The 16,853-nt window shown below is 69.1% G+C and carries 21 protein-coding genes; 11 read left to right on the forward strand and 10 right to left on the reverse strand.

Going from position 1 to position 16,853, the window contains the following annotated elements; genetic code table 11:
• Nucleotides 1–7 precede the first annotated feature (7 nt).
• Both AC3WRN_RS16130 and AC3WRN_RS16135 read right to left on the reverse strand, forming a co-directional pair.
• Nucleotides 8–493: a TlpA family protein disulfide reductase gene (locus AC3WRN_RS16130; RefSeq protein ID WP_068095103.1), complete on the reverse strand. Its 486-nt coding sequence runs from the start codon at nucleotides 491–493 to the stop codon at nucleotides 8–10.
• The gene (locus AC3WRN_RS16135) at nucleotides 490–1,767 is read right to left on the reverse strand and encodes a YihY family inner membrane protein (RefSeq protein WP_068095140.1); all 1,278 of its coding nucleotides are present in this window, start codon (nucleotides 1,765–1,767) and stop codon (nucleotides 490–492) included. The genes AC3WRN_RS16130 and AC3WRN_RS16135 overlap by 4 nt, the downstream gene beginning before the upstream one ends.
• 91 nt (nucleotides 1,768–1,858) lie before the next feature.
• Between AC3WRN_RS16135 and wrbA the strand changes: the two genes are divergently transcribed.
• The 4 genes from wrbA to AC3WRN_RS16155 all read left to right on the forward strand — a co-directional run bounded on the left by wrbA (nucleotide 1,859) and on the right by AC3WRN_RS16155 (nucleotide 5,175).
• Nucleotides 1,859–2,461 (forward strand): NAD(P)H:quinone oxidoreductase, encoded by a 603-nt coding sequence (gene wrbA / locus AC3WRN_RS16140; protein WP_068095100.1) that lies wholly within the window; start codon nucleotides 1,859–1,861, stop codon nucleotides 2,459–2,461.
• Nucleotides 2,458–2,811, forward strand: coding sequence for a DUF2069 domain-containing protein (locus AC3WRN_RS16145; RefSeq protein WP_068095097.1), 354 nt, complete (start codon nucleotides 2,458–2,460; stop codon nucleotides 2,809–2,811). The genes wrbA and AC3WRN_RS16145 overlap by 4 nt, the downstream gene beginning before the upstream one ends.
• Before the next feature lie 45 nt (nucleotides 2,812–2,856).
• Nucleotides 2,857–4,500 carry an acyl-CoA dehydrogenase family protein gene (locus tag AC3WRN_RS16150; RefSeq protein ID WP_492623740.1) on the forward strand — a complete coding sequence of 548 codons (1,644 nt, stop codon included), beginning with the start codon at nucleotides 2,857–2,859 and terminating at the stop codon, nucleotides 4,498–4,500.
• 183 nt (nucleotides 4,501–4,683) lie between these two features.
• The gene (locus AC3WRN_RS16155; protein WP_492623741.1) at nucleotides 4,684–5,175 is read left to right on the forward strand and encodes an asparaginase domain-containing protein; all 492 of its coding nucleotides are present in this window, start codon (nucleotides 4,684–4,686) and stop codon (nucleotides 5,173–5,175) included.
• Between the two features lie 106 nt (nucleotides 5,176–5,281).
• Here the strand turns inward: AC3WRN_RS16155 and AC3WRN_RS16160 are convergent, their stop codons facing one another.
• The gene (locus AC3WRN_RS16160) at nucleotides 5,282–7,408 is read right to left on the reverse strand and encodes a M4 family metallopeptidase (protein WP_492623742.1); all 2,127 of its coding nucleotides are present in this window, start codon (nucleotides 7,406–7,408) and stop codon (nucleotides 5,282–5,284) included.
• Nucleotides 7,409–7,856: 448 nt separating this feature from the next.
• Nucleotides 7,857–8,414, reverse strand: coding sequence for a putative Fe-S cluster assembly protein SufT (gene sufT / locus AC3WRN_RS16165; protein ID WP_068095518.1), 558 nt, complete (start codon nucleotides 8,412–8,414; stop codon nucleotides 7,857–7,859).
• 220 nt (nucleotides 8,415–8,634) lie between these two features.
• On the opposite strand from sufT, the gene AC3WRN_RS16170 reads away from it, so the two are divergent.
• Nucleotides 8,635–9,066 (forward strand): hypothetical protein, encoded by a 432-nt coding sequence (locus AC3WRN_RS16170; protein ID WP_068095516.1) that lies wholly within the window; start codon nucleotides 8,635–8,637, stop codon nucleotides 9,064–9,066.
• 178 nt (nucleotides 9,067–9,244) lie between these two features.
• Here AC3WRN_RS16170 and AC3WRN_RS16175 read toward each other — a convergent pair whose 3' ends face one another.
• The gene (locus tag AC3WRN_RS16175; RefSeq protein ID WP_068095514.1) at nucleotides 9,245–10,702 is read right to left on the reverse strand and encodes an NAD(P)(+) transhydrogenase (Re/Si-specific) subunit beta; all 1,458 of its coding nucleotides are present in this window, start codon (nucleotides 10,700–10,702) and stop codon (nucleotides 9,245–9,247) included.
• The gene (locus AC3WRN_RS16180; protein WP_068095512.1) at nucleotides 10,702–11,007 is read right to left on the reverse strand and encodes an NAD(P) transhydrogenase subunit alpha part 2; all 306 of its coding nucleotides are present in this window, start codon (nucleotides 11,005–11,007) and stop codon (nucleotides 10,702–10,704) included. The genes AC3WRN_RS16175 and AC3WRN_RS16180 overlap by 1 nt, the downstream gene beginning before the upstream one ends.
• 150 nt (nucleotides 11,008–11,157) lie before the next feature.
• Between AC3WRN_RS16180 and AC3WRN_RS16185 the strand changes: the two genes are divergently transcribed.
• The 3 genes from AC3WRN_RS16185 to AC3WRN_RS16195 are packed head-to-tail and all read left to right on the forward strand — an operon-like array spanning nucleotide 11,158 to nucleotide 12,671.
• Nucleotides 11,158–11,742 carry an RNA polymerase sigma factor gene (locus tag AC3WRN_RS16185; protein WP_068095510.1) on the forward strand — a complete coding sequence of 195 codons (585 nt, stop codon included), beginning with the start codon at nucleotides 11,158–11,160 and terminating at the stop codon, nucleotides 11,740–11,742.
• Nucleotides 11,739–12,128: a hypothetical protein gene (locus tag AC3WRN_RS16190; protein ID WP_492623743.1), complete on the forward strand. Its 390-nt coding sequence runs from the start codon at nucleotides 11,739–11,741 to the stop codon at nucleotides 12,126–12,128. Before AC3WRN_RS16185 ends, AC3WRN_RS16190 begins: the two co-directional genes overlap by 4 nt.
• A gap of 3 nt (nucleotides 12,129–12,131) precedes the next feature.
• Complete coding sequence (locus AC3WRN_RS16195; RefSeq protein ID WP_068095506.1) at nucleotides 12,132–12,671, forward strand: DUF3106 domain-containing protein; 540 nt, start codon at nucleotides 12,132–12,134, stop codon at nucleotides 12,669–12,671.
• Nucleotides 12,672–12,794: 123 nt separating this feature from the next.
• On the opposite strand, the gene AC3WRN_RS16200 is transcribed toward AC3WRN_RS16195, so the two are convergent.
• Nucleotides 12,795–13,895, reverse strand: a complete 1,101-nt coding sequence (locus AC3WRN_RS16200) for an NAD(P) transhydrogenase subunit alpha (RefSeq protein WP_492623744.1) — start codon at nucleotides 13,893–13,895, stop codon at nucleotides 12,795–12,797.
• A gap of 135 nt (nucleotides 13,896–14,030) precedes the next feature.
• On the opposite strand from AC3WRN_RS16200, the gene cdd reads away from it, so the two are divergent.
• The 3 genes from cdd to AC3WRN_RS16215 are packed head-to-tail and all read left to right on the forward strand — an operon-like array spanning nucleotide 14,031 to nucleotide 15,994.
• Nucleotides 14,031–14,447 carry a cytidine deaminase gene (gene cdd, locus AC3WRN_RS16205; protein ID WP_492623745.1) on the forward strand — a complete coding sequence of 139 codons (417 nt, stop codon included), beginning with the start codon at nucleotides 14,031–14,033 and terminating at the stop codon, nucleotides 14,445–14,447.
• Nucleotides 14,448–14,507: 60 nt separating this feature from the next.
• A complete protein-coding gene (locus AC3WRN_RS16210) occupies nucleotides 14,508–15,077 on the forward strand; it encodes a nitroreductase family protein (protein ID WP_492623746.1) in 570 nt (189 codons plus the stop codon).
• Nucleotides 15,074–15,994, forward strand: coding sequence for a 5'-3' exonuclease (locus AC3WRN_RS16215; RefSeq protein WP_492623747.1), 921 nt, complete (start codon nucleotides 15,074–15,076; stop codon nucleotides 15,992–15,994). The genes AC3WRN_RS16210 and AC3WRN_RS16215 overlap by 4 nt, the downstream gene beginning before the upstream one ends.
• Nucleotides 15,995–16,175: 181 nt before the next feature.
• Here AC3WRN_RS16215 and AC3WRN_RS16220 read toward each other — a convergent pair whose 3' ends face one another.
• The 3 genes from AC3WRN_RS16220 to AC3WRN_RS16230 form a co-directional block, all read right to left on the reverse strand.
• A complete protein-coding gene (locus tag AC3WRN_RS16220) occupies nucleotides 16,176–16,370 on the reverse strand; it encodes a HepT-like ribonuclease domain-containing protein (protein WP_492623751.1) in 195 nt (64 codons plus the stop codon).
• Nucleotides 16,371–16,373: 3 nt separating this feature from the next.
• Complete coding sequence (locus AC3WRN_RS16225) at nucleotides 16,374–16,523, reverse strand: ribonuclease HepT family protein (protein ID WP_492623748.1); 150 nt, start codon at nucleotides 16,521–16,523, stop codon at nucleotides 16,374–16,376.
• Nucleotides 16,520–16,853: nucleotidyltransferase family protein (locus tag AC3WRN_RS16230; protein ID WP_492623749.1), on the reverse strand; the 334-nt coding region annotated here is incomplete at its 5' end. The genes AC3WRN_RS16230 and AC3WRN_RS16225, both read right to left, overlap by 4 nt.

Below are 16,853 nucleotides of genomic sequence, written 5' to 3' on the forward strand. Positions count from 1 at the left end.
GTATCCATCACGGCTGGCCGATGATCGCGTCCAGCGACGCCTCGGTCACCGGCCCCACGATATGTTTGGCCACCTTGCCGTCCGGGCCGATCACGTACGTGGTGGGCAGGCCGCGCGGCTCGTCGAAATCCTTCAGCGGCTGGTCCAGGGTGACCTGGGCAATCGGGTACGCCACCGGATGCTTGGCCAGGAACGCCTTGATGTCGGCCGGCTCGCTGTCCTCGTAGGCCAGCCCGATCGCCGCCACGTTCTTGTGCGCGGCGACGAAGCGCGAAATGTCCGGCATCTCCTTGATGCACGGCACGCACCAGGTCGCCCAGTAGTTGACGATCACCCACTTGCCGCGCTGCGCGGCCAGGTCGAACGTCTTGCCGTCCAGCGTGGCGACGTGCAGCGTCGGCTGCGCCGGCATGGCTGCCTGCGCCGACAGGCCGAACGCCAATGCCAGGCCAAGCGTGGCCGACTTGAAGAGAGCGGAATGCAACACGGTCATGCGGGAAGTTCCTCGATGTCGGCCGCCGGGTCGGCGGCCGGTGGATAGATCTGGTCGAGCCGGGCGCCCAGCTTGGCATGCAGCGCCACGGCCAGTTCCGCCAGCATCGCCAGCAGCTCCGGCGGCAGCGCGATGCCCAGCGCAGCCGCCTCCTCCATCGGCTGCAACGGCAGCCGGTAGCCGGTGTGCCGGTACACGCGCATAAGGTCGGTGCTGTCCAGGCTGCGACACAGCAGCCAGCCGCCGGACTCGCCGCGCCGGATCAGGTCGGCCCGCTGCAGGTCGTCGAAGTAATCGGCGATCAGCGCACTGCGCAGGTACGGCTCGCGAACGCGCAGGTCGGCCTGGTCCACGCAGCAGCCGTCGCGCTGGGCCTCCACGAAATGCCGCAGCACCACCAGCAGGCCGAGAAATTCGGAGCCCTCGGGCAGCGTCTGCATCGGCTCGTGGTACTCGAACGCGGAGGCCGACGCGGCGATCGAGGCGGCCAGGATCACGATCACCCACGACAGGTAGACCCACAGCAGGAAGATCGGGATCGCCGCCAGCACGCCGTAGATCTGCTGGTAAGTCTGCGCCTGCTGCACGAACTGGCCGAAGCCCCAGCGCGCGACCTCGAACAGTACCGCGCCGAGCAGCGCGCCGATCGCCGCGTCGCGGCGCGACACCTTGCAGTTCGGGATCACCGAGTACATCAGCCACAGCGTGAAGAACGTCACCAGGAACGGCAGCGTGCCGAGCAGCCCCCGGGCAACGCCGCCGAGCTGGTCGGCGGCGTTGTGCATCAGCGGCGCGGCGGTGACGTAGGAGGTTACCGCAATGCCGCCCACCACCAGGATCGGCCCCAGCGTCAGCGCCGCCCAGTACAGCAGCAGCCGCGAACTCCAGCTGCGCGGCTGGTGCACGCGCCAGATCCGGTTCAGCCGGTCCTCGATGCTGATCATCATCGACAGCGCGCTGAACAGCATCACCAGGATGCTGATGCCGGTGAGCTTGCTGGCGTTCGCCGCGAAGCCCAGCATGGTGGCCTGCACCGCCTCGCCGGCGGCCGGCACGAAGTTGTCGAACACGAAGTCGATCAGCGTGTCGCGCGCCGGCTTGAACACCGGGAACGCCGAGAACATCGCGAACACCGCCACCATCAGCGGCACCAGCGACACCAGGGTGGTGTACGACAGCGCGCCCGCCGTCTCGAAGCACTTGTCGTCGACGAAGCGTTGCCAGATGAAGCGGCTGAAGCTCTTCGTGCGATCGCGATTGAAACTCCGAACCATCGGCATCCCTTCATCGCCGCCGACATCACCGGCACCGGCCGGTACACTAGCGCATCGCCGATGAATGCCCCAAACACGTGAGCCGCGCCGCATGAGCCAAGAAATCCTAGTCCTGTACTACAGCCGCAGCGGCCATACCGCGCAGCTCGCGCGGCTGATCGCCCGCGGCATCGAGGAAGTGCCCGGCATGCACGCGCGCCTGCGCCAGGTGCCGCCGGTGGCGCCGGTGACCGAGGTTGCCCAGCCGCCGGAGCCCGAGGACGGCGCGCCGTATGCGACCAAGCAGGACCTGCTCGACTGCGCCGGCCTGGCGCTGGGCAGCCCCACCCGCTTCGGCAACATGGCCGCGCCACTGAAACATTTCCTCGACACCACCGGCGCCGAGTGGGCCAGCGGCGCCCTGGTGGGGAAACCGGCCGTACTGTTCACCTCCACCAGCACCATGCATGGCGGCCAGGAATCCACCCTGCTCTCGATGGCGCTGCCGCTGCTGCACCACGGCATGCTGCTGCTGGGCGTGCCGTACACCGAGCCGGCGCTGACCAGCACGCAGAGCGGCGGCACGCCGTACGGCGCCAGCCATGTCGCCGGCGCCAAGGGCGACAACCCGATCAGCGAGCACGAACGCGAACTGGCCCGCGCGCTGGGCCGCCGGCTCGCCGACACCGCGCGCAAGCTGGCGGCCGGCGCATGAACGCGCGCGCCGCCCTGCCGGCCGAACAACGCGTCAGCCTGCTCGCCTGGGCTGCCCTGACCGTGCTGCAGTTCGTCTGGCACGCCTGGCTGTTCCCGCCGCAAACCCTCCCGACCTGGCTGGTGCTGGCGATCGCCGCCGTCCCGCTGCTGCTGCCGCTGCTGGCAATCCGGAACGTGCGCCGCGCGCTGCTGTGGGTCGGCATCCTCAGCCTGTTCTACTTCTGCCACGGCGTCGCCGAAGCGTGGAGCGCCGCCGGCGAACGCGGGCTGGCGCTGGCCGAAATCATCCTCACCCTGCTGCTGATCGGCATGCTGGGCGCCGGCGTGAGGCGCAAACGGCACGACTGAGCACGGCTGCCTATACTCGGGAAACCGGCGCAAGGAGAACTTCCCATGGCCTTCCTGCAAGTTGCCCCGCAACTCGCCCACCCGTATCGCAGTGACCGCCTGCTGCTGGCCTTGCTCGACCGCGTGCTGCCGGCCGAGCGCCGCGCCGCGCTGGACGCCGACCTCGACGCGCTGGGCGACTACGCGCAGATGGCGTGGCAGCGCGCATGCACCACCACGCGGCGCAAGCCGGTGCTGACGCAGTGGGATGCGTGGGGCCGACGGGTGGACCGCATCGAGCTGACCACGGCCTGGCAGGAAGGCCCGCTGCTGACCACCCGCCACGCGGTGCTCGCCGCCGGCCACGGCGACAGCGAGCACGCGCGGCTGGAGGAATTCGCCCGGGTCTACCTGTACCACCTCGCCAGCGAGTTCTACACCTGCCCGCTGGCGATGACCGACGGCGCCGCCACCGCGATCAAGGCCTCCGGCAACCGCGAACTGATCGAGCGCGTGCTGCCGCATTTCCTCAGCCGCGATCCGGCCACCTTCTGGCTCAGCGGCCAGTGGATGACCGAGACCGCCGGCGGTTCCGACGTGGGGCATACCGAAACCGTGGCGCGGCAGGACGCCGACGGCCAGTGGCGGCTGCACGGACGCAAGTGGTTCAGCTCGGCGGTAGTCGGCGAGGCCGCGCTGGCGCTGGCGCGTCCCGAAGGCGCGGCCGCCACGGGCACTGCGGCGCTGGCGCTGTTCTACGTCGAGACGATGGACGCCGAGCGACGCAGGCCGGAGCTGGTGATCGACCGGCTGAAGGACAAGCTCGGCACGCAGGAACTGCCCACCGCGGAAATCCACCTGGACGGCCTGCCCGCGTGGCCGCTGGGCGAACTTGCCAACGGCGTGCGCCAGGTGGCGCCGATGCTCAACGTCACCCGCAGCTGGAACGCGATCTGCGCGGTCGCCAGCATGGCCCGCGCGATCGGCCTGGCGCGCGACTTCGCCGGGCACCGGCGCGCGTTTGGCCGTCCGCTGGTCGAGCAGCCGCTGCATGCGCAGACGCTGGCCGACCTGCAGGCGCAGTTCGAGGGCGCCTTCGCGCTGGCCTTCGAGGTGGCCCACCTGCTCGGCCGGGTCGAGCGCGGCCGCACCGCGCCGCACGAAGCGGCGCTGCTGCGCCTGCTCACCCCGCTGGCCAAGCTGTGGACCGGCAAGCTGGCGGTGGCGACCTGCTCGGAGGCGCTGGAATGCTTCGGCGGTGCCGGCTACATCGAGGACACCGGGTTGCCGCAGCTGCTGCGCGACGCGCAGGTCTACGCGATCTGGGAAGGCACCACCAACGTGCTGTCGCTGGACAGCCTGCGCGCACTGGCCGGCGACGGCCTCGGCGCGTTGCGCACCGCCTGCGCCGGCTGGCTGGAGAACAACGACGACATGCATGCGGCCAGTGCGATCCGGCAGACGCTGGATGCCGCGGCGCGCTGGCTCGACCAGCATGCGGCCGCGCGCGACACGCTGGAAGCCGGCGCGCGCGGCCTCGCCTTCACGCTGGCGCGCTGCGCGGCGGCGGCATTGCTGGCACGCCAGGCCTCGTGGTCGGACCGCCACGGCGACCGACGCCCGGCCGCGGCGCGGCACCGCTTCGTCGCGCTCGGTCTCGATCGCCTGGTCGCGCCGGACGCGGACAACACCGCCCTGTTGCTGGGCTGAGGCGCTTCGTAGGGCGGGCACGGCCCGCCGGCTTTTGCATGGAAACAAGAGCGGCGGGCCGTGCCCGCCCTACGAAGCTGATGTCGAACAGAGCCAGCAGCATCGCGCACAGGGTGCGCTCCTACCGGCACACAGGTGCCGGCACGGGCTAAAATGCCTCGACTCTCTCCACGGCCACCCGACATGCAGCATCTGACCATCGTCACCACCGGCGGCACCATCGACAAGATCTATTTCGACGACAAGTCGGACTACAAGATCGGCGCGCCGCAGATCGGCGAGATCCTCGGCCAGCTCGGCGTGGCGTTCCAGTTCGACGTGATCCCGATCCTGCGCAAGGACAGCCTGCACATGGGCACCGAGGACCGCGCGCTGGTGCGTTCGACGATCGAGGCGCAGCCGCACCGCCACGTGCTGGTCACCCACGGTACCGACACCATGGTCGAGACCGCGCGCGAGCTGGCCGGCATCAAGGGCAAGGTGATCGTGCTGACCGGCGCGCTGAACCCGGCGCGCTTCCAGGGCTCCGACGCGGTGTTCAACATCGGCTGTGCGGTGGCCGCGGTGCAGACCCTGCCCGACGGCGTCTACATCGCCATGAACGGCCGTGTATGGGATCCGGCCAGGGTGCGCAAGAACCGCGACGCCAACCGCTTCGAGGAAGTCGCCGGCTGAACCGCCGGCACGAAGGGCCCGGTCGGATCGACCGGGCCCTCGTCGTCACCACAGGCTCCTCGGCTTGCAAAGACGGCGAGCCTTCCCTGGCCCGCCGGGGGGCTCATTACCAGCTGGCCTGCAGCGACACGCCGGAGAACGACGAGTAGCCACGCACCTTGATGTAGTACGTGCCGGACGCCGCGCTGAACTTGCAGCTCTCGTTGTTGCCGGCCAGGTACGGGCGGCAGTCGTAGCTGGTGGTGGTCGGCGCCAGGTCCTTTCTGACGTACAGGTCGGCATCACCGGTACCGCCGGAGATGGCGATGGTCAGGTTGCTGCCCGACGGCACCGTGACGGTGTAGCTCAGCTCCTGTCCGCTCGAGCCGGACAGGCCGGTGACCGGTACGCCGTTCTGCAGGCCGCCGGTGCCGCTGCCGGTGCTGTAGGACGCCTTGACGGTGACGCCGGAGTACGCCGAGTAGCCGTGCACCTTGAGGTAGTACTTGCCGGCGCTCGGCGCGGCCACGGTGCAGCTCTCCGCATTGCCGGCCTTGTACGGGCGGCAGTCGTAGCTGCTGGTGGTCGGCGCGCTGCCGAACTTGGTGTACAGGTCGGCATCGCCGGTGCCGCCGGAGATCGACATCACCAGGTTGCTGGCACCGGCTGGCACGGTGATGAAGTAGTCGTTGTCGCCACCCGTAGCCGCCGCCACGCCGGTGACGGCCACGTTGTTCTGCAGCTCGGTGGTGGTGCCGCCACCGCCACCGCCCGGGCAGCTCACGCCCACGCCGGTGAATGCGGCGACCACGTCGTTCTTGTTGTAGGCCAGGTCCTGCGCCGCCGACGCCACGCCGCAGGCGCCGTTGTTGAAGTCGGTGGTGGCGTTCCAGTAGACCTTGTTGGCCAGTGCGAACACCTGGAAGGCCTTCCGGGTATCCCAGCCGGCGGTCTTGGCGAGCAGGCAGAACGCCTTGTTGTAGACGCCGCTGCTGTAATGCACATCCATGGTGGAGGTGTAGTTGGCGGCGTTGTCGATCGAGCGGCCGTCCTGGGTCGGCGTGCACATCCAGCGCAGCGCGGTGCCGCTCTTCATGATGTCGGCGCCGACCAGCCAGTCGTTGCTGCCGCGGTCGAAGAACTCGGCGGCCTCCCCGGCGATGTCTGAATAGGCCTCGTTGATGCCGCCGGACTGCCCGGAATACTGCAGCGCGGAATGCTGCTCGGTGAAGCCGTGGCTGATCTCGTGGCTGGTCACGTCCAGCGACACCAGCGGGTAGAACGTGCTGGCGCCATCGCCGAAATACATCGCCGTGCCGTTCCAGAACGCGTTCTCGTAGCTCAGCTTGTAGTGCACGTTCATCACCAGCTGGAAGCTCAGCGGCGCCACACCGACGTAGGCCACGTACATGTCGTGGGTCACCCCGCCGAAATGGTGCGCGTCGTTGACCGGCGAATAGGCGCCGTTGATCGCGTCGGTGTCGCTGTTGGGACACGTGAAGCTGACCACCGAACCGCTGGTGCCCTGGCGCAGGTTGTTGGTCGTGACGTCGGCGTTCTGCAGCGTGCAGGTGCTGCCGGACTGGGTCACGTTGAGCGCCGCGTAGTTGGTGCCGTAGAGGTACTTGCCGGTCTTCAGGTTGCCGCCCGGCCCGGTGGCGGAAGCGTCGGTGAGGCCGTCCCAGTTCTGGATCACCTCGCCGGTATTGGCGTCGACGATCGCGGTCGGGCGCGACGGGTTCGCGCCGTCGACGAAGTAGGACACGCGATAGACCAGCCGCGCAGGGCCGTTCTCCTGCGGGTACACGAACAGATCGGCCTGCTCGTTGCCGACCGAAGCGCCGCCGACCAGGAGGGTGTGCACGTGCGACTTCAACGCCGCGACGGCGCGGCCGGCATCCAACCTCGGCGAAACCGAAGCCAGGCCGGGCTGGTTGTCCTGCATCAGCTCGCCGGTGGCACGCAGCGCGTTGCCCTGCGCATCCTGCACGACGGCAATGCTGCGGCCGTAGACCGGCACGCCGCGGTACATCTGCTGCTGGCGCACGACCCGATGGCCGTTGGCGATGGCGGCCGCACTGCGCGGCGCCAGCGACATGTCCTGGCCGAGATTGAGATGTGCTGCCAGCGCGTTGACCGGCATGGCACCGAGATTCTGCGCGTGCAGGGTCTTCGTTTCGGCGGCCGTCGCCACCGACGCGGTGGCCATGCCGATGGCGACAACCAGCAGTTTCAAACCGTGATGATTGGGCATTCAAGGACTCCCATACAATTTTTCGGGACGAGCGGACCCGATGCGGCCGCGCGGACCCCATGCAAGAATTGCCGTGCGACGCACGGCCCCTTATTTCGTGTGCTGCCTGGCGATCCCAAACTACGTCCGGCCCGGCTGCCTCCCCCTGGCACTCCCTTGCGCCAACAGCGCGTGGACGCGTAACTGCAAGACGGCGATCACGCCGCCAAGGGATCATTCGCCAACCTCCCCGATGACGAATCCGGCTACGTTATTCCTTGCGACGAATCGCAACAATATGATTTTTTCCTATGCCGAGTGACGGCCATCACGGCGCGGAAGTGGCGACGGCACCATGCCGGAAGCCATGGCGCGTAATCTTGCGCACGGCAGACGGGGCGTGCCCGGAAACGCACGCTCCTGCGATACAGGGAGGTTTGCCGGGCCGGGCGCTTGCCGCGGACGCGGTTCAGAGCATGCCGGTCTCGAGCTTCGCGGCGTCGGACATCATCGAGTGGCTCCACGGCGGATCGAACACCAGGTCCACGTCCGCCTCGGCCACCGTGGGGATCATTTCCAGCTTGGTGCGCGCGTCGTCCACCAGGATGTCGCCCATGCCGCAGCCGGGCGCGGTCAGGGTGAGCTTCACGTAGACCTTGCGCTCGCCGGATTCGGTCTGCTCCAGGCTGAGGTCGTAGACCAACCCCAGGTCGACCACGTTCACCGGGATTTCCGGATCGAATACGGTGCGCAGCTGGTCCCATGCCAGCTTTTCCACGTCCGCGTCGGTGGCGTCCGCGGGTACCTCGATCGGGGCCGGCCGCTGCTTGCCCAGCGCATCGGCGTCGTCGCCGGCGATGCGGAACAGGTTGCCTTCCACGTACACCGTGAAACTGCCGCCCAGCGCCTGCGTGATGTAGCCGATCTGGCCGGCCGGCAAGGTCACCGTGTCGCCCTGCGGCACCATCACGGCGCTGCAGTCGCGCATCAGGGTGAAGGGTTCGCTGCTCAGACTGAAACCGCTCATGCCTCTGCAAGATCCTGTATCTGCGGGCGCGGCCATGCGTCGGACCCGGAATGCGTATTATGCCGCCCGCCGCGCGGGGCCGCTTGTCCCAGATCAGGCCGGTGGCGGCGGACTTCAAGGCCGAAGCCATCCCGGCAGCCGCCGGCGGCACGCTATGATGGCCGCTTTGCCCGATGGACCCGCGCATGTTCCAGGCCACCTCGACGCACCGCCTCCGCCGATGAGCAGCGTGCGTACCGTATCGCTGTCGGTGTTCGCGCTGTTCAGCGCCGCCATGCTGGGGCTGGCCGCCGGCGCCGTGTGGATGGTGGCGACGCTGTACCTGCGCCAGTCACTGCCGTGGCTGGCGCTGCCCCTCGGCGCGCTGCTGGCCTGGACCGTCCGCGCCTGCGTGCGCCCGGCGGGGCTCGGTGCGGCGCTGCTGGCGGCGTGCGCCACGCTGCTGGCGGCGCTCTACGTCAACATGCTGGTCGCCGGCGTGCTGATCGCCGGCAACATGGGCATGGGCCTGATCGACGCCATGCACACCGCCGGCTTCGGCATGCTGTGGCAGCTGGCGCGGATGGCGCTGTCACCGGCAGACATCGCCTGCGCCGTGCTGGGCATGCTGCTGGCCGCATGGCTGGCCTGGCACCAGCCGCGCCGGCGCTGAAGCGGCCCGCCGCGGATCAGGCGCAGGGCGGGCACTGCCCGCCGCTCTCGCTCGTCAAAAGCCGGCGGACCGTGCCCGCCCTGCGAAGCTGACGGGACCGGTAGGAGCGCACCCTGTGCGCGAATGCTCCACAAGAGCATCGCGCACAAGGTGCGCTCCTACAAAAACGCAAATCGGCTCAGGCGTCGATCTCCTTCAGCGACGCCACCAGCTCGCCCACCGCCGCCTGGCCGTCGCCGTACAGCATGCGCGTGTTGTCGGCGTAGAACAGCGCGTTCTCGATGCCGGCAAAGCCGGTGCCCCTGCCGCGCTTGATCACGATCACGTGCTTGGCCGCGCTGACGTCCAGGATCGGCATGCCGTAGATCGGCGAGGCCGGGTCGGTCTTGGCCAGCGGGTTGACCACGTCGTTCGCGCCGATCACCAGCGCCACGTCGGTGGCGGGGAACTCCGGGTTGATGTCGTCCATGTCGGCGATCAGGTCGTACGGCACGCCGGCCTCGGCCAGCAGCACGTTCATGTGCCCGGGCATGCGGCCGGCCACCGGGTGGATCGCGAACTTCACCTTCACCCCGCGCTTGATCAGCAGTTGGGCGAACTCCCACACCTTGTGCTGCGCCTGCGCCACCGCCAGGCCGTAGCCGGGCACGATCACCACGCGCTCGGCGTAGGCCATCATCACTGCCGCATCGGAGGCATCGACCGGCTTCTGCGCGCCCTCGATCGCCTGCGCTTCGCCGCCGGCGGCGCCGAAGCTGCCGAACAGCACGTTGCCGATCGAGCGGTTCATCGCCTTGGCCATCAACTGGGTCAGCAAGGTGCCGGCCGCGCCGACCACGGTGCCGGCGATGATCATCGCCTCGTTGCCCAACACGAAACCCTCGAACGCCACCGCCAGGCCGGTGAACGCGTTGTACAGCGAGATCACCACCGGCATGTCGGCGCCGCCGATCGGCAAGGTCATCATCAGGCCGAACGCGAGCGCCAGCGCGAAGAACGCCGCGATCAGCATCGGGCTGGCATGGCTGGTGGCGAGCAGCACGCCCGCGGCCACCGCCGCTGCCAGCAGCAGCAGGTTCACCGCGCGCTGGCCGGGGAACACGAAGCGCCGGTCCATCCAGCCCTGCAGCTTGGCGAACGCGACCAGCGAACCGGAGAAGCTCACCGCGCCGATCAGCGCGCCCAGCACGCCCAGCGCCAGTTCGGTCGGCGACAGCGCGGGCGGCAGGCCGTTCACCGCCCAGGCCTCCGGCCGCAGCGGCGAGGTATCCGGCACAGCGTGCAGCAGCCCCAGCCCGCGCGCGTAGCCGATCAGCTCGACCGCGCCGATCGCCGCCGCCGCGCCGCCGCCCATGCCGTTGTACAGCGCCACCATCTGCGGCATCGCGGTCATCGCCACGCGGCGGCCGCTCCACCAGGCCGCGGCCACGCCGATCAGCACCGCAGCGATGATCAGCCCGCGGTTGTGCATGTCCGGCAGGAAAAACGTGGCCAGCACCGCCAGCAGCATGCCGAAACCGGCCCAGACGATGCCGCCGCGCGCGGTGCGCGGCGAACTCATGCGCTTGAGACCGAGGATGAACAGCAGTGCGGCGAGGAAATAACAGGCCTTGATCAAGGTCGGCAGCCAGGCCATCACTTGGCTCCCTTGCCGGCGTCCGGCCGGCTGGACTTGAACATCTCCAGCATGCGCTCGGTCACCACGTAGCCGCCGGCGGCGTTGCCGGCGCCCAGCAGCACGCCGATGAAGCCGATCGCGATCTCGAACGGCGTCTGCGCGTGACCTAGCGCGATCATCGCCCCAACCAGCACAATGCCGTGCACGAAGTTGGACCCGGACATCAGCGGCGTATGCAGGATCACCGGCACCCGCGCGATGATTTCATAGCCGGTAAACGCGGCCAGCATGAAGATGTACAGCGCCAGGAAACCGTCGATCATGACCCCATCCCCCATCAGAGCCGCCCGCCAGGACGTCGTGCTCGCATCATACGGGTGCCGGTCAACCCGCGCGAGCCTGCCGCGTTGAACGCGAAAGATCCACCGCTGGAGCCCGAGGATGCCCCATCCAACGCCGCGGACGACGCCCCCATGAGCAGCGTGGCCGGTGCACTAGGCGCGGAACTGCTGGGCGACGTCCGCGAAACGCCCGCCACACTGGACGCGTTCCTGGCGCAGGTCGAACGACGCGCGTTCCGTGTCGCCGAGCTGCAGCTGCGCCAGCGCGAGGACGCCATGGACGCGGTGCAGGACGCCATGCTGCGGCTGGTCAGGCACTACCGCGACAAGCCCGCCACGGAATGGGCGCCGCTGTTCTGGGGCATCCTGCGCCGGCGCGTGGTCGACCTGCAGCGCCGGCGCAAGGTGCGCTCGATCGTGGTGGGCTGGCTCGGTGGCGGCCGCGACGACCAGGGCGACGAGCTGCCCGTATGGGAACCCGCCGACCCGGGCCAGGACCCGCTGGGCCGCCTGCACGACGTGCAGGCGTACGCCGACATGGCCGCTGCGGTCAGGCAACTGCCGCAGCGCCAGCGCGAAGCGTTCATGCTGCGTATGCTGGAAGGCCTGGACGTGGCCGAAACCGCCCATGCCATGGGCTGCTCCGAAGGCAGCGTGAAAACCCATCTGTCACGCGCGATGCATCATCTGCGCGACCAACTGGAGGACTGGCGATGACCACGCCCGACAAGCATTTCGAACGGCGCGCCCGCGAGCTCTGGCACGAGGCCGCCCAACGCATCGACCCGGCCACCGCCGGGCGCCTGCGCGCGGCCCGGCGGCAGGCGCTGGCGACGACGCGCGCGCCGGCGCCCCGCGCCGCGCGCTGGCTGATCCCGGCCGGCGCCTTCGCCGTGATCGCCCTGGCCACGATGATGGTGTGGCAGCCGTTGCCGCGGCATCATGCTGCTCCGGCCAAGACGGCGGTCAACGCCGCCGAGACCGGCGTCGAGCTGGACAGCGACCTGCCACCGGATGCCGACAAGACCGATCCCAACCTCTACCAGAACCTCGACTTCTACGGCTGGCTGGCCGCCAACAACAGCTCGACGGCGGCGCGCTGAATCATGACCTGGCTCTCCCGCAACATGCTGACCCTGCTGCTGGCCACCTTGCTTGGCGGCACCGCCGCGGCACCGCTGTACGCGCAGGCGCCGCCGCCCGCCCCGCCGCCGCAGGACGACATGCCGCCGCCGCGTCCGTGGAACAGCCTGGACCCGGCCCAGCGCGACGTGCTGGCGCCGCTGCGCGACAGCTGGGACAGCATGCCGCCGCGTAAACAGGCGCACATGCTGCACCGTGCCGAGCGGTGGGTCACCCTGCCGCCCGACAGGCGCCAGGAAATCCGCGAACGCATCTCCCGCTGGCAGCAGATGACGCCGGCCGAACGCGAGCAGGCGCGCGAGAACATGCGCAAGTTCCACGAGTTGTCGCCGCAGCAGCGCGAACAGCTGCACGACACCTTCCGGCGCTTCCAGCAACTGCCGCCGGAACAGCGCGAGAAACTGATCCGCGAATGGCACGCACTGCCTCCCGCCGAGCGCCTGCACTGGGAGGAGCGCCACCGCCGCGATCGTCCGCCGCCTGGCAGCCCCGTCCACCCCTGAGCAACGTATCGGCCGCCGTGCGCGGGCGCTCCTACGAAGGTCCCGGCTCAGTCGTGTGGGCGGGCAATGCCCGCCGCTCTTGCCCATCAAAAGCCGGCGGGCATTGCCCCCCCTACGGCCCGCTCAGCCGGCGAAGCGCGTCTCGCCGGCATGGCTCAGGCAGCTCTTCGCCACCAGCTCGTCGTCGAAATCCGGTTTCAGCTCACCGTCGTGCACCAGCAGACCGAGGAAGTTGAACACATTGCGCGCGTACATCTCCGACGCATGCAGCGGCGCGCCGGCCGGCAGGTTCAGCGGGCCCAGGATCACCACGCCGCCATGCTCGACCCGCTCGCCCGGCCGGGTCAGCTCGCAATTGCCGCCGCTCTCGGCCGCCAGGTCGACGACCAGTGCGCCCGGTTTCATCCCTTCGACCATCGCCGTGCTGAGGATCTTCGGCGCCGGCCGCCCCGGCACCGCCGCGGTGCTGACCACCACGTCGAACGACTTCAGGTGATCGGCCAGCGCCTGCTGCTGCGCGGCGCGCTCTTCCGCCGACAGCTCGCGCGCATAGCCGCCGCTGCCGGCGGCGCTGACGCCGAGATCGAGGAACTTCGCGCCCAGCGACTCCACCTGTTCGCGCGTCTCCGGGCGCACGTCGTAGCCTTCGGTCTGCGCGCCGAGCCGGCGCGCGGTGGCGATCGCCTGCAGGCCGGCCACGCCGGCGCCGATCACCAGCACCTTGGACGGCCGGATCGTGCCGGCGGCCGTGGTCAGCATCGGGAAGAACTTCGGCGAGGCCTCGGCCGCGATCAGCATGGCGCGGTAACCGGCCACCGCCGCCTGCGAGCTCAGCACGTCCATCGCCTGCGCGCGGGTGGTGCGCGGCAACAGCTCCAGCGAGAACGCGGTGAGCTTGCGCGCGGCGAGCGCAGCGATGCGCTCGCCGGCGCCGTACGGGCGCAGCTGCCCGACCACCATGCTGCCTTCGCGCAGACCGGCAAACGCCGTGTCGGCCGGCGGCAGCACGCAGGCCAGCACGTCGGCTTGCGCCAGCACCCCGGCCGCATCGGCAAACTCGGTCTCGGCGTAGACGCTGTCGGGGAAACCCGCGGCGCGCCCCGCATCATGCTCCAGCAGCACGCGCACACCCTTGCCGCGCAGCTTCTTCGCCATCTCTGGCGTGATCGCCACGCGCCGCTCCCCGGCGGCAGTCTCGCGCAAGGCGGCAACGATGATCGGCATGGTGCAGTCCCCTCGGCATTGGTCGGGCCATCTTAGCGGCACTCGCGGGTTTTGATCCGGGCCGGCGCAAAAGAGTAAGCTGGCCCGCCGGCATACGCGGCTCACGCCGCGCCGGGGTCATCGCTGGAGATCCCGATGCCCGCAACTCCCAACGCCTTCGACGACCTGCTGGCCCTGGCGCGCGGCGCGCGCGAACAGGCCTATGCTCCGTACTCGAACTTCCTGGTCGGCGCCGCGCTGCTTGCCCGCGATGGCCGCCGCTTCAGTGGCTGCAACGTGGAAAACGCCTCCTACGGCTTGTGCAACTGCGCCGAACGCACCGCGCTGTTCAATGCCATCGCTGCCGGCTGCCGTCCCGGCGACTTCGCCGCCATTGCCGTGATCGCCGACACCGACCACCCGGTCAGCCCCTGCGGTGCCTGCCGCCAGGTGATGGCCGAACTGTGCGACGGCGCCATGCCGGTACTGCTGGCCAACCTGCACGGCGACACCCAGCAGACCAGCGTGGCCGCGCTGCTGCCCGGCTCGTTCAAGCTGCCGCTGTCGGCCTGACGGTTCGCGCGGAACGGCCCCGACCGCTAGCATGGGCATCCCCGCCGGAAGAACCGATCCATGCCCACCGCCCTGTCCCTGCTCCAGCAACGCCACTCCGTGCCATCGCGCCAGCTCGGCGAGCCCGCGCCGGACGAGGCGACCCTGCACGAACTGCTGGAAGCGGCGATCCGCGTGCCCGACCACGGCAAGCTGGTGCCGTTCCGGCTGATCCGCCTGCAGGGCGAGGCGAAACTGGCGTTCGGCGAGCAACTGGCGGCGATCGCGATCCGTAACCACCCGGAGATGTCCGACGCCAAGCTGGAGAAGGAGCGCCTGCGTTACACCTTCGCGCCACTGGTGATCGCCGTGGTCGCCCGCCTGCAGCCCGACAGCAAGGTGCCGGAGATCGAGCAGAAGCTGTGCGCCGGCAACGTCGCCTACAACATCCTGCTCGGTGCGTATGCACTGGGTTACGGCGGGCAATGGCTGACCGGCTGGGCCGCGTACGACCGCGAGGTGGCGGGCATCCTCGGCCTGGCCGAACACGAACACGTGGTCAGCTTCGTCCACCTCGGCACGCCACAGATCGAGGTGCCCGACCGCGATCGCCCGGCGCTGGCCGACCTGCTGAGCACCTGGACGCCGTGAACACGCCGGCAAATGGACGTCCAGCCGTCCATCTGCCCGTCGCTCATCTTGTTGACGGCAGCCTGTACGTGTTCCGCGCCTGGCATTCGATGCCGGACGAATTCCACGACGCCGACGGCCACCCGGTCAACGCGGTGCACGGCTACACCCGCTTCCTGTGTGAACTGCTCGAACGCGTGCAGCCCGAACACATCGCGGTGGCGTTCGACGCTTCGCTGACCAGCTCGTTCCGCAACGCGATCTACCCGCCGTACAAGGCCAACCGCGAACTGCCGCCGCCTGACCTGGAGCGGCAGTTCGTGCAGTGCCGCGCGATCACCGAAGCGCTCGGCGTGCACCTGATGATCGACCACAGCTTCGAGGCCGACGACCTGATCGGCAGCACCGTGTGGAACCTTCGCGCGCAAGGCTGGCGCAGCGTGATCGTCTCCGCCGACAAGGACTTCGGCCAGCTGCTGGGCGAGCACGACGAACAGTGGGACTACGCCCGCGGCCTGCGCTGGGGGCCGGCCGGCGTGCACGAGAAACTTGGCGTGCACCCGCACCAGGTTGCCGATTACCTGGCCCTGTGCGGCGACAGCGTGGACAACATCCCCGGCGTGCCCGGCATCGGCGCGAAGACCGCCGCCGCCCTGCTCACCCACTTCGGCAGCCTCGACATCCTGCTCGACCGCATCGACGAAGTCGCCTTCCTGCGCCTGCGCGGCGCCGCCGCGTGTGCCGCCAAACTGCGCAAACACGCCGAACAGGCGCGGCTGTACCGCCGCCTCACCCGCATCGCCCTCGACGCCCCCGGCGCCGAATCCGCCGACGTCCTGCAGCGCCGCCCACCGCCCGTCGACCAGCTCGACGCACTGTGCGAACAACTCCGCCTCGGCGCCTTCACCCGCAGCCGCCTACGCGCCTTGCTGCGCTGACGCTTTTCTCCCTCCCCTGCATCGCAGGGGAGGGCTGGGGTGGGGTGCTCTTGATCTTCCCCGCCAGCCCGGAGCCACCCCCTCCTGACCTCCCCCTGCCTTGCAGGGGGAGGGACCAAGAACGTGCGCTATTTCAAGCTGTGCTCCCTCCTCTGCATCACAGGGGAAGGAACCAGACGAGCTACGCCTTGCCGTCGAGATCCGCAGCAAGCATCGCGCGCGCAGCTGATGCCAATAGCGGAAGATGTTGCTGCACCACCATCAACACAGTCTGGGCGTCGATGTCACCCAGATAGTTATGCACCAGGATGTTGCGAAAACCACTGATCTGCTTCCAGGGTATCGCCGGGTACTGGGCCTTGATGGCCTCCGGCAGTTGCTAGGTGGCCTCCGACAAGGTCTGCAAGTTGCGCAGGCTGGCGTCGTACAACACCTCATCGCGCGTCAGGTCGCCGCGCTGCTGGATGCGGTCGATTTTCTCGACGGTGTCCAGAATATGCCGGGCATGAGCCTGCCAGGCCTTGCTCACAGATCGACCGCCTCTTGCAGCACGCGCGCCCGGATATGGCGGTTCAACTCGTGCTCGGGGATGACGTCCAGTTGGCGCCCGGTGATCTCGACCAGCCGCTCGGCCAGCGCCAGACGTTGTGCGAAGAGATCGTAACCGCGCGGAAAATCGACCAGGAAGTCGATGTCGCTGTCGGGCTGTTCCTCGCCTCTTGCCACCGAGCCGAACACGCGAATTCGCCGCGCGCCATATTGGCGGCATGCGGCGTTGATCGTGAACCGCCCCGGGATTCTCGGAGGCTCCAATTCTTGAGAGGATGGAGCGATGGAAACCCCGAAGAAGAAGTCCCCG

It is taken from the genome of Rhodanobacter sp. FW101-FHT13A11 (assembly GCF_058790335.1).

Excerpts from the sequence above, each read along its gene's own strand:
- AC3WRN_RS16200 (WP_492623744.1), bottom strand. The coding sequence starts at position 13,895 with ATGCCGATCATCGTTGCCGCCTTGCGCGAGACTGCCGCCGGGGAGCGG.
- cdd (WP_492623745.1), top strand. The coding sequence starts at position 14,031 with ATGCCCGCAACTCCCAACGCCTTCGACGACCTGCTGGCCCTGGCGCGC.
- AC3WRN_RS16135 (WP_068095140.1), bottom strand. The coding sequence starts at position 1,767 with ATGGTTCGGAGTTTCAATCGCGATCGCACGAAGAGCTTCAGCCGCTTC.
- AC3WRN_RS16175 (WP_068095514.1), bottom strand. The coding sequence starts at position 10,702 with ATGGCCTGGCTGCCGACCTTGATCAAGGCCTGTTATTTCCTCGCCGCA.
- AC3WRN_RS16145 (WP_068095097.1), top strand. The coding sequence starts at position 2,458 with ATGAACGCGCGCGCCGCCCTGCCGGCCGAACAACGCGTCAGCCTGCTC.
- AC3WRN_RS16195 (WP_068095506.1), top strand. The coding sequence starts at position 12,132 with ATGACCTGGCTCTCCCGCAACATGCTGACCCTGCTGCTGGCCACCTTG.
- AC3WRN_RS16210 (WP_492623746.1), top strand. The coding sequence starts at position 14,508 with ATGCCCACCGCCCTGTCCCTGCTCCAGCAACGCCACTCCGTGCCATCG.
- AC3WRN_RS16185 (WP_068095510.1), top strand. The coding sequence starts at position 11,158 with ATGAGCAGCGTGGCCGGTGCACTAGGCGCGGAACTGCTGGGCGACGTC.
- sufT (WP_068095518.1), bottom strand. The coding sequence starts at position 8,414 with ATGAGCGGTTTCAGTCTGAGCAGCGAACCCTTCACCCTGATGCGCGAC.
- AC3WRN_RS16180 (WP_068095512.1), bottom strand. The coding sequence starts at position 11,007 with ATGATCGACGGTTTCCTGGCGCTGTACATCTTCATGCTGGCCGCGTTT.
- wrbA (WP_068095100.1), top strand. The coding sequence starts at position 1,859 with ATGAGCCAAGAAATCCTAGTCCTGTACTACAGCCGCAGCGGCCATACC.
- AC3WRN_RS16170 (WP_068095516.1), top strand. The coding sequence starts at position 8,635 with ATGAGCAGCGTGCGTACCGTATCGCTGTCGGTGTTCGCGCTGTTCAGC.
- AC3WRN_RS16150 (WP_492623740.1), top strand. The coding sequence starts at position 2,857 with ATGGCCTTCCTGCAAGTTGCCCCGCAACTCGCCCACCCGTATCGCAGT.
- AC3WRN_RS16130 (WP_068095103.1), bottom strand. The coding sequence starts at position 493 with ATGACCGTGTTGCATTCCGCTCTCTTCAAGTCGGCCACGCTTGGCCTG.
- AC3WRN_RS16155 (WP_492623741.1), top strand. The coding sequence starts at position 4,684 with ATGCAGCATCTGACCATCGTCACCACCGGCGGCACCATCGACAAGATC.
- AC3WRN_RS16160 (WP_492623742.1), bottom strand. The coding sequence starts at position 7,408 with ATGCCCAATCATCACGGTTTGAAACTGCTGGTTGTCGCCATCGGCATG.
- AC3WRN_RS16190 (WP_492623743.1), top strand. The coding sequence starts at position 11,739 with ATGACCACGCCCGACAAGCATTTCGAACGGCGCGCCCGCGAGCTCTGG.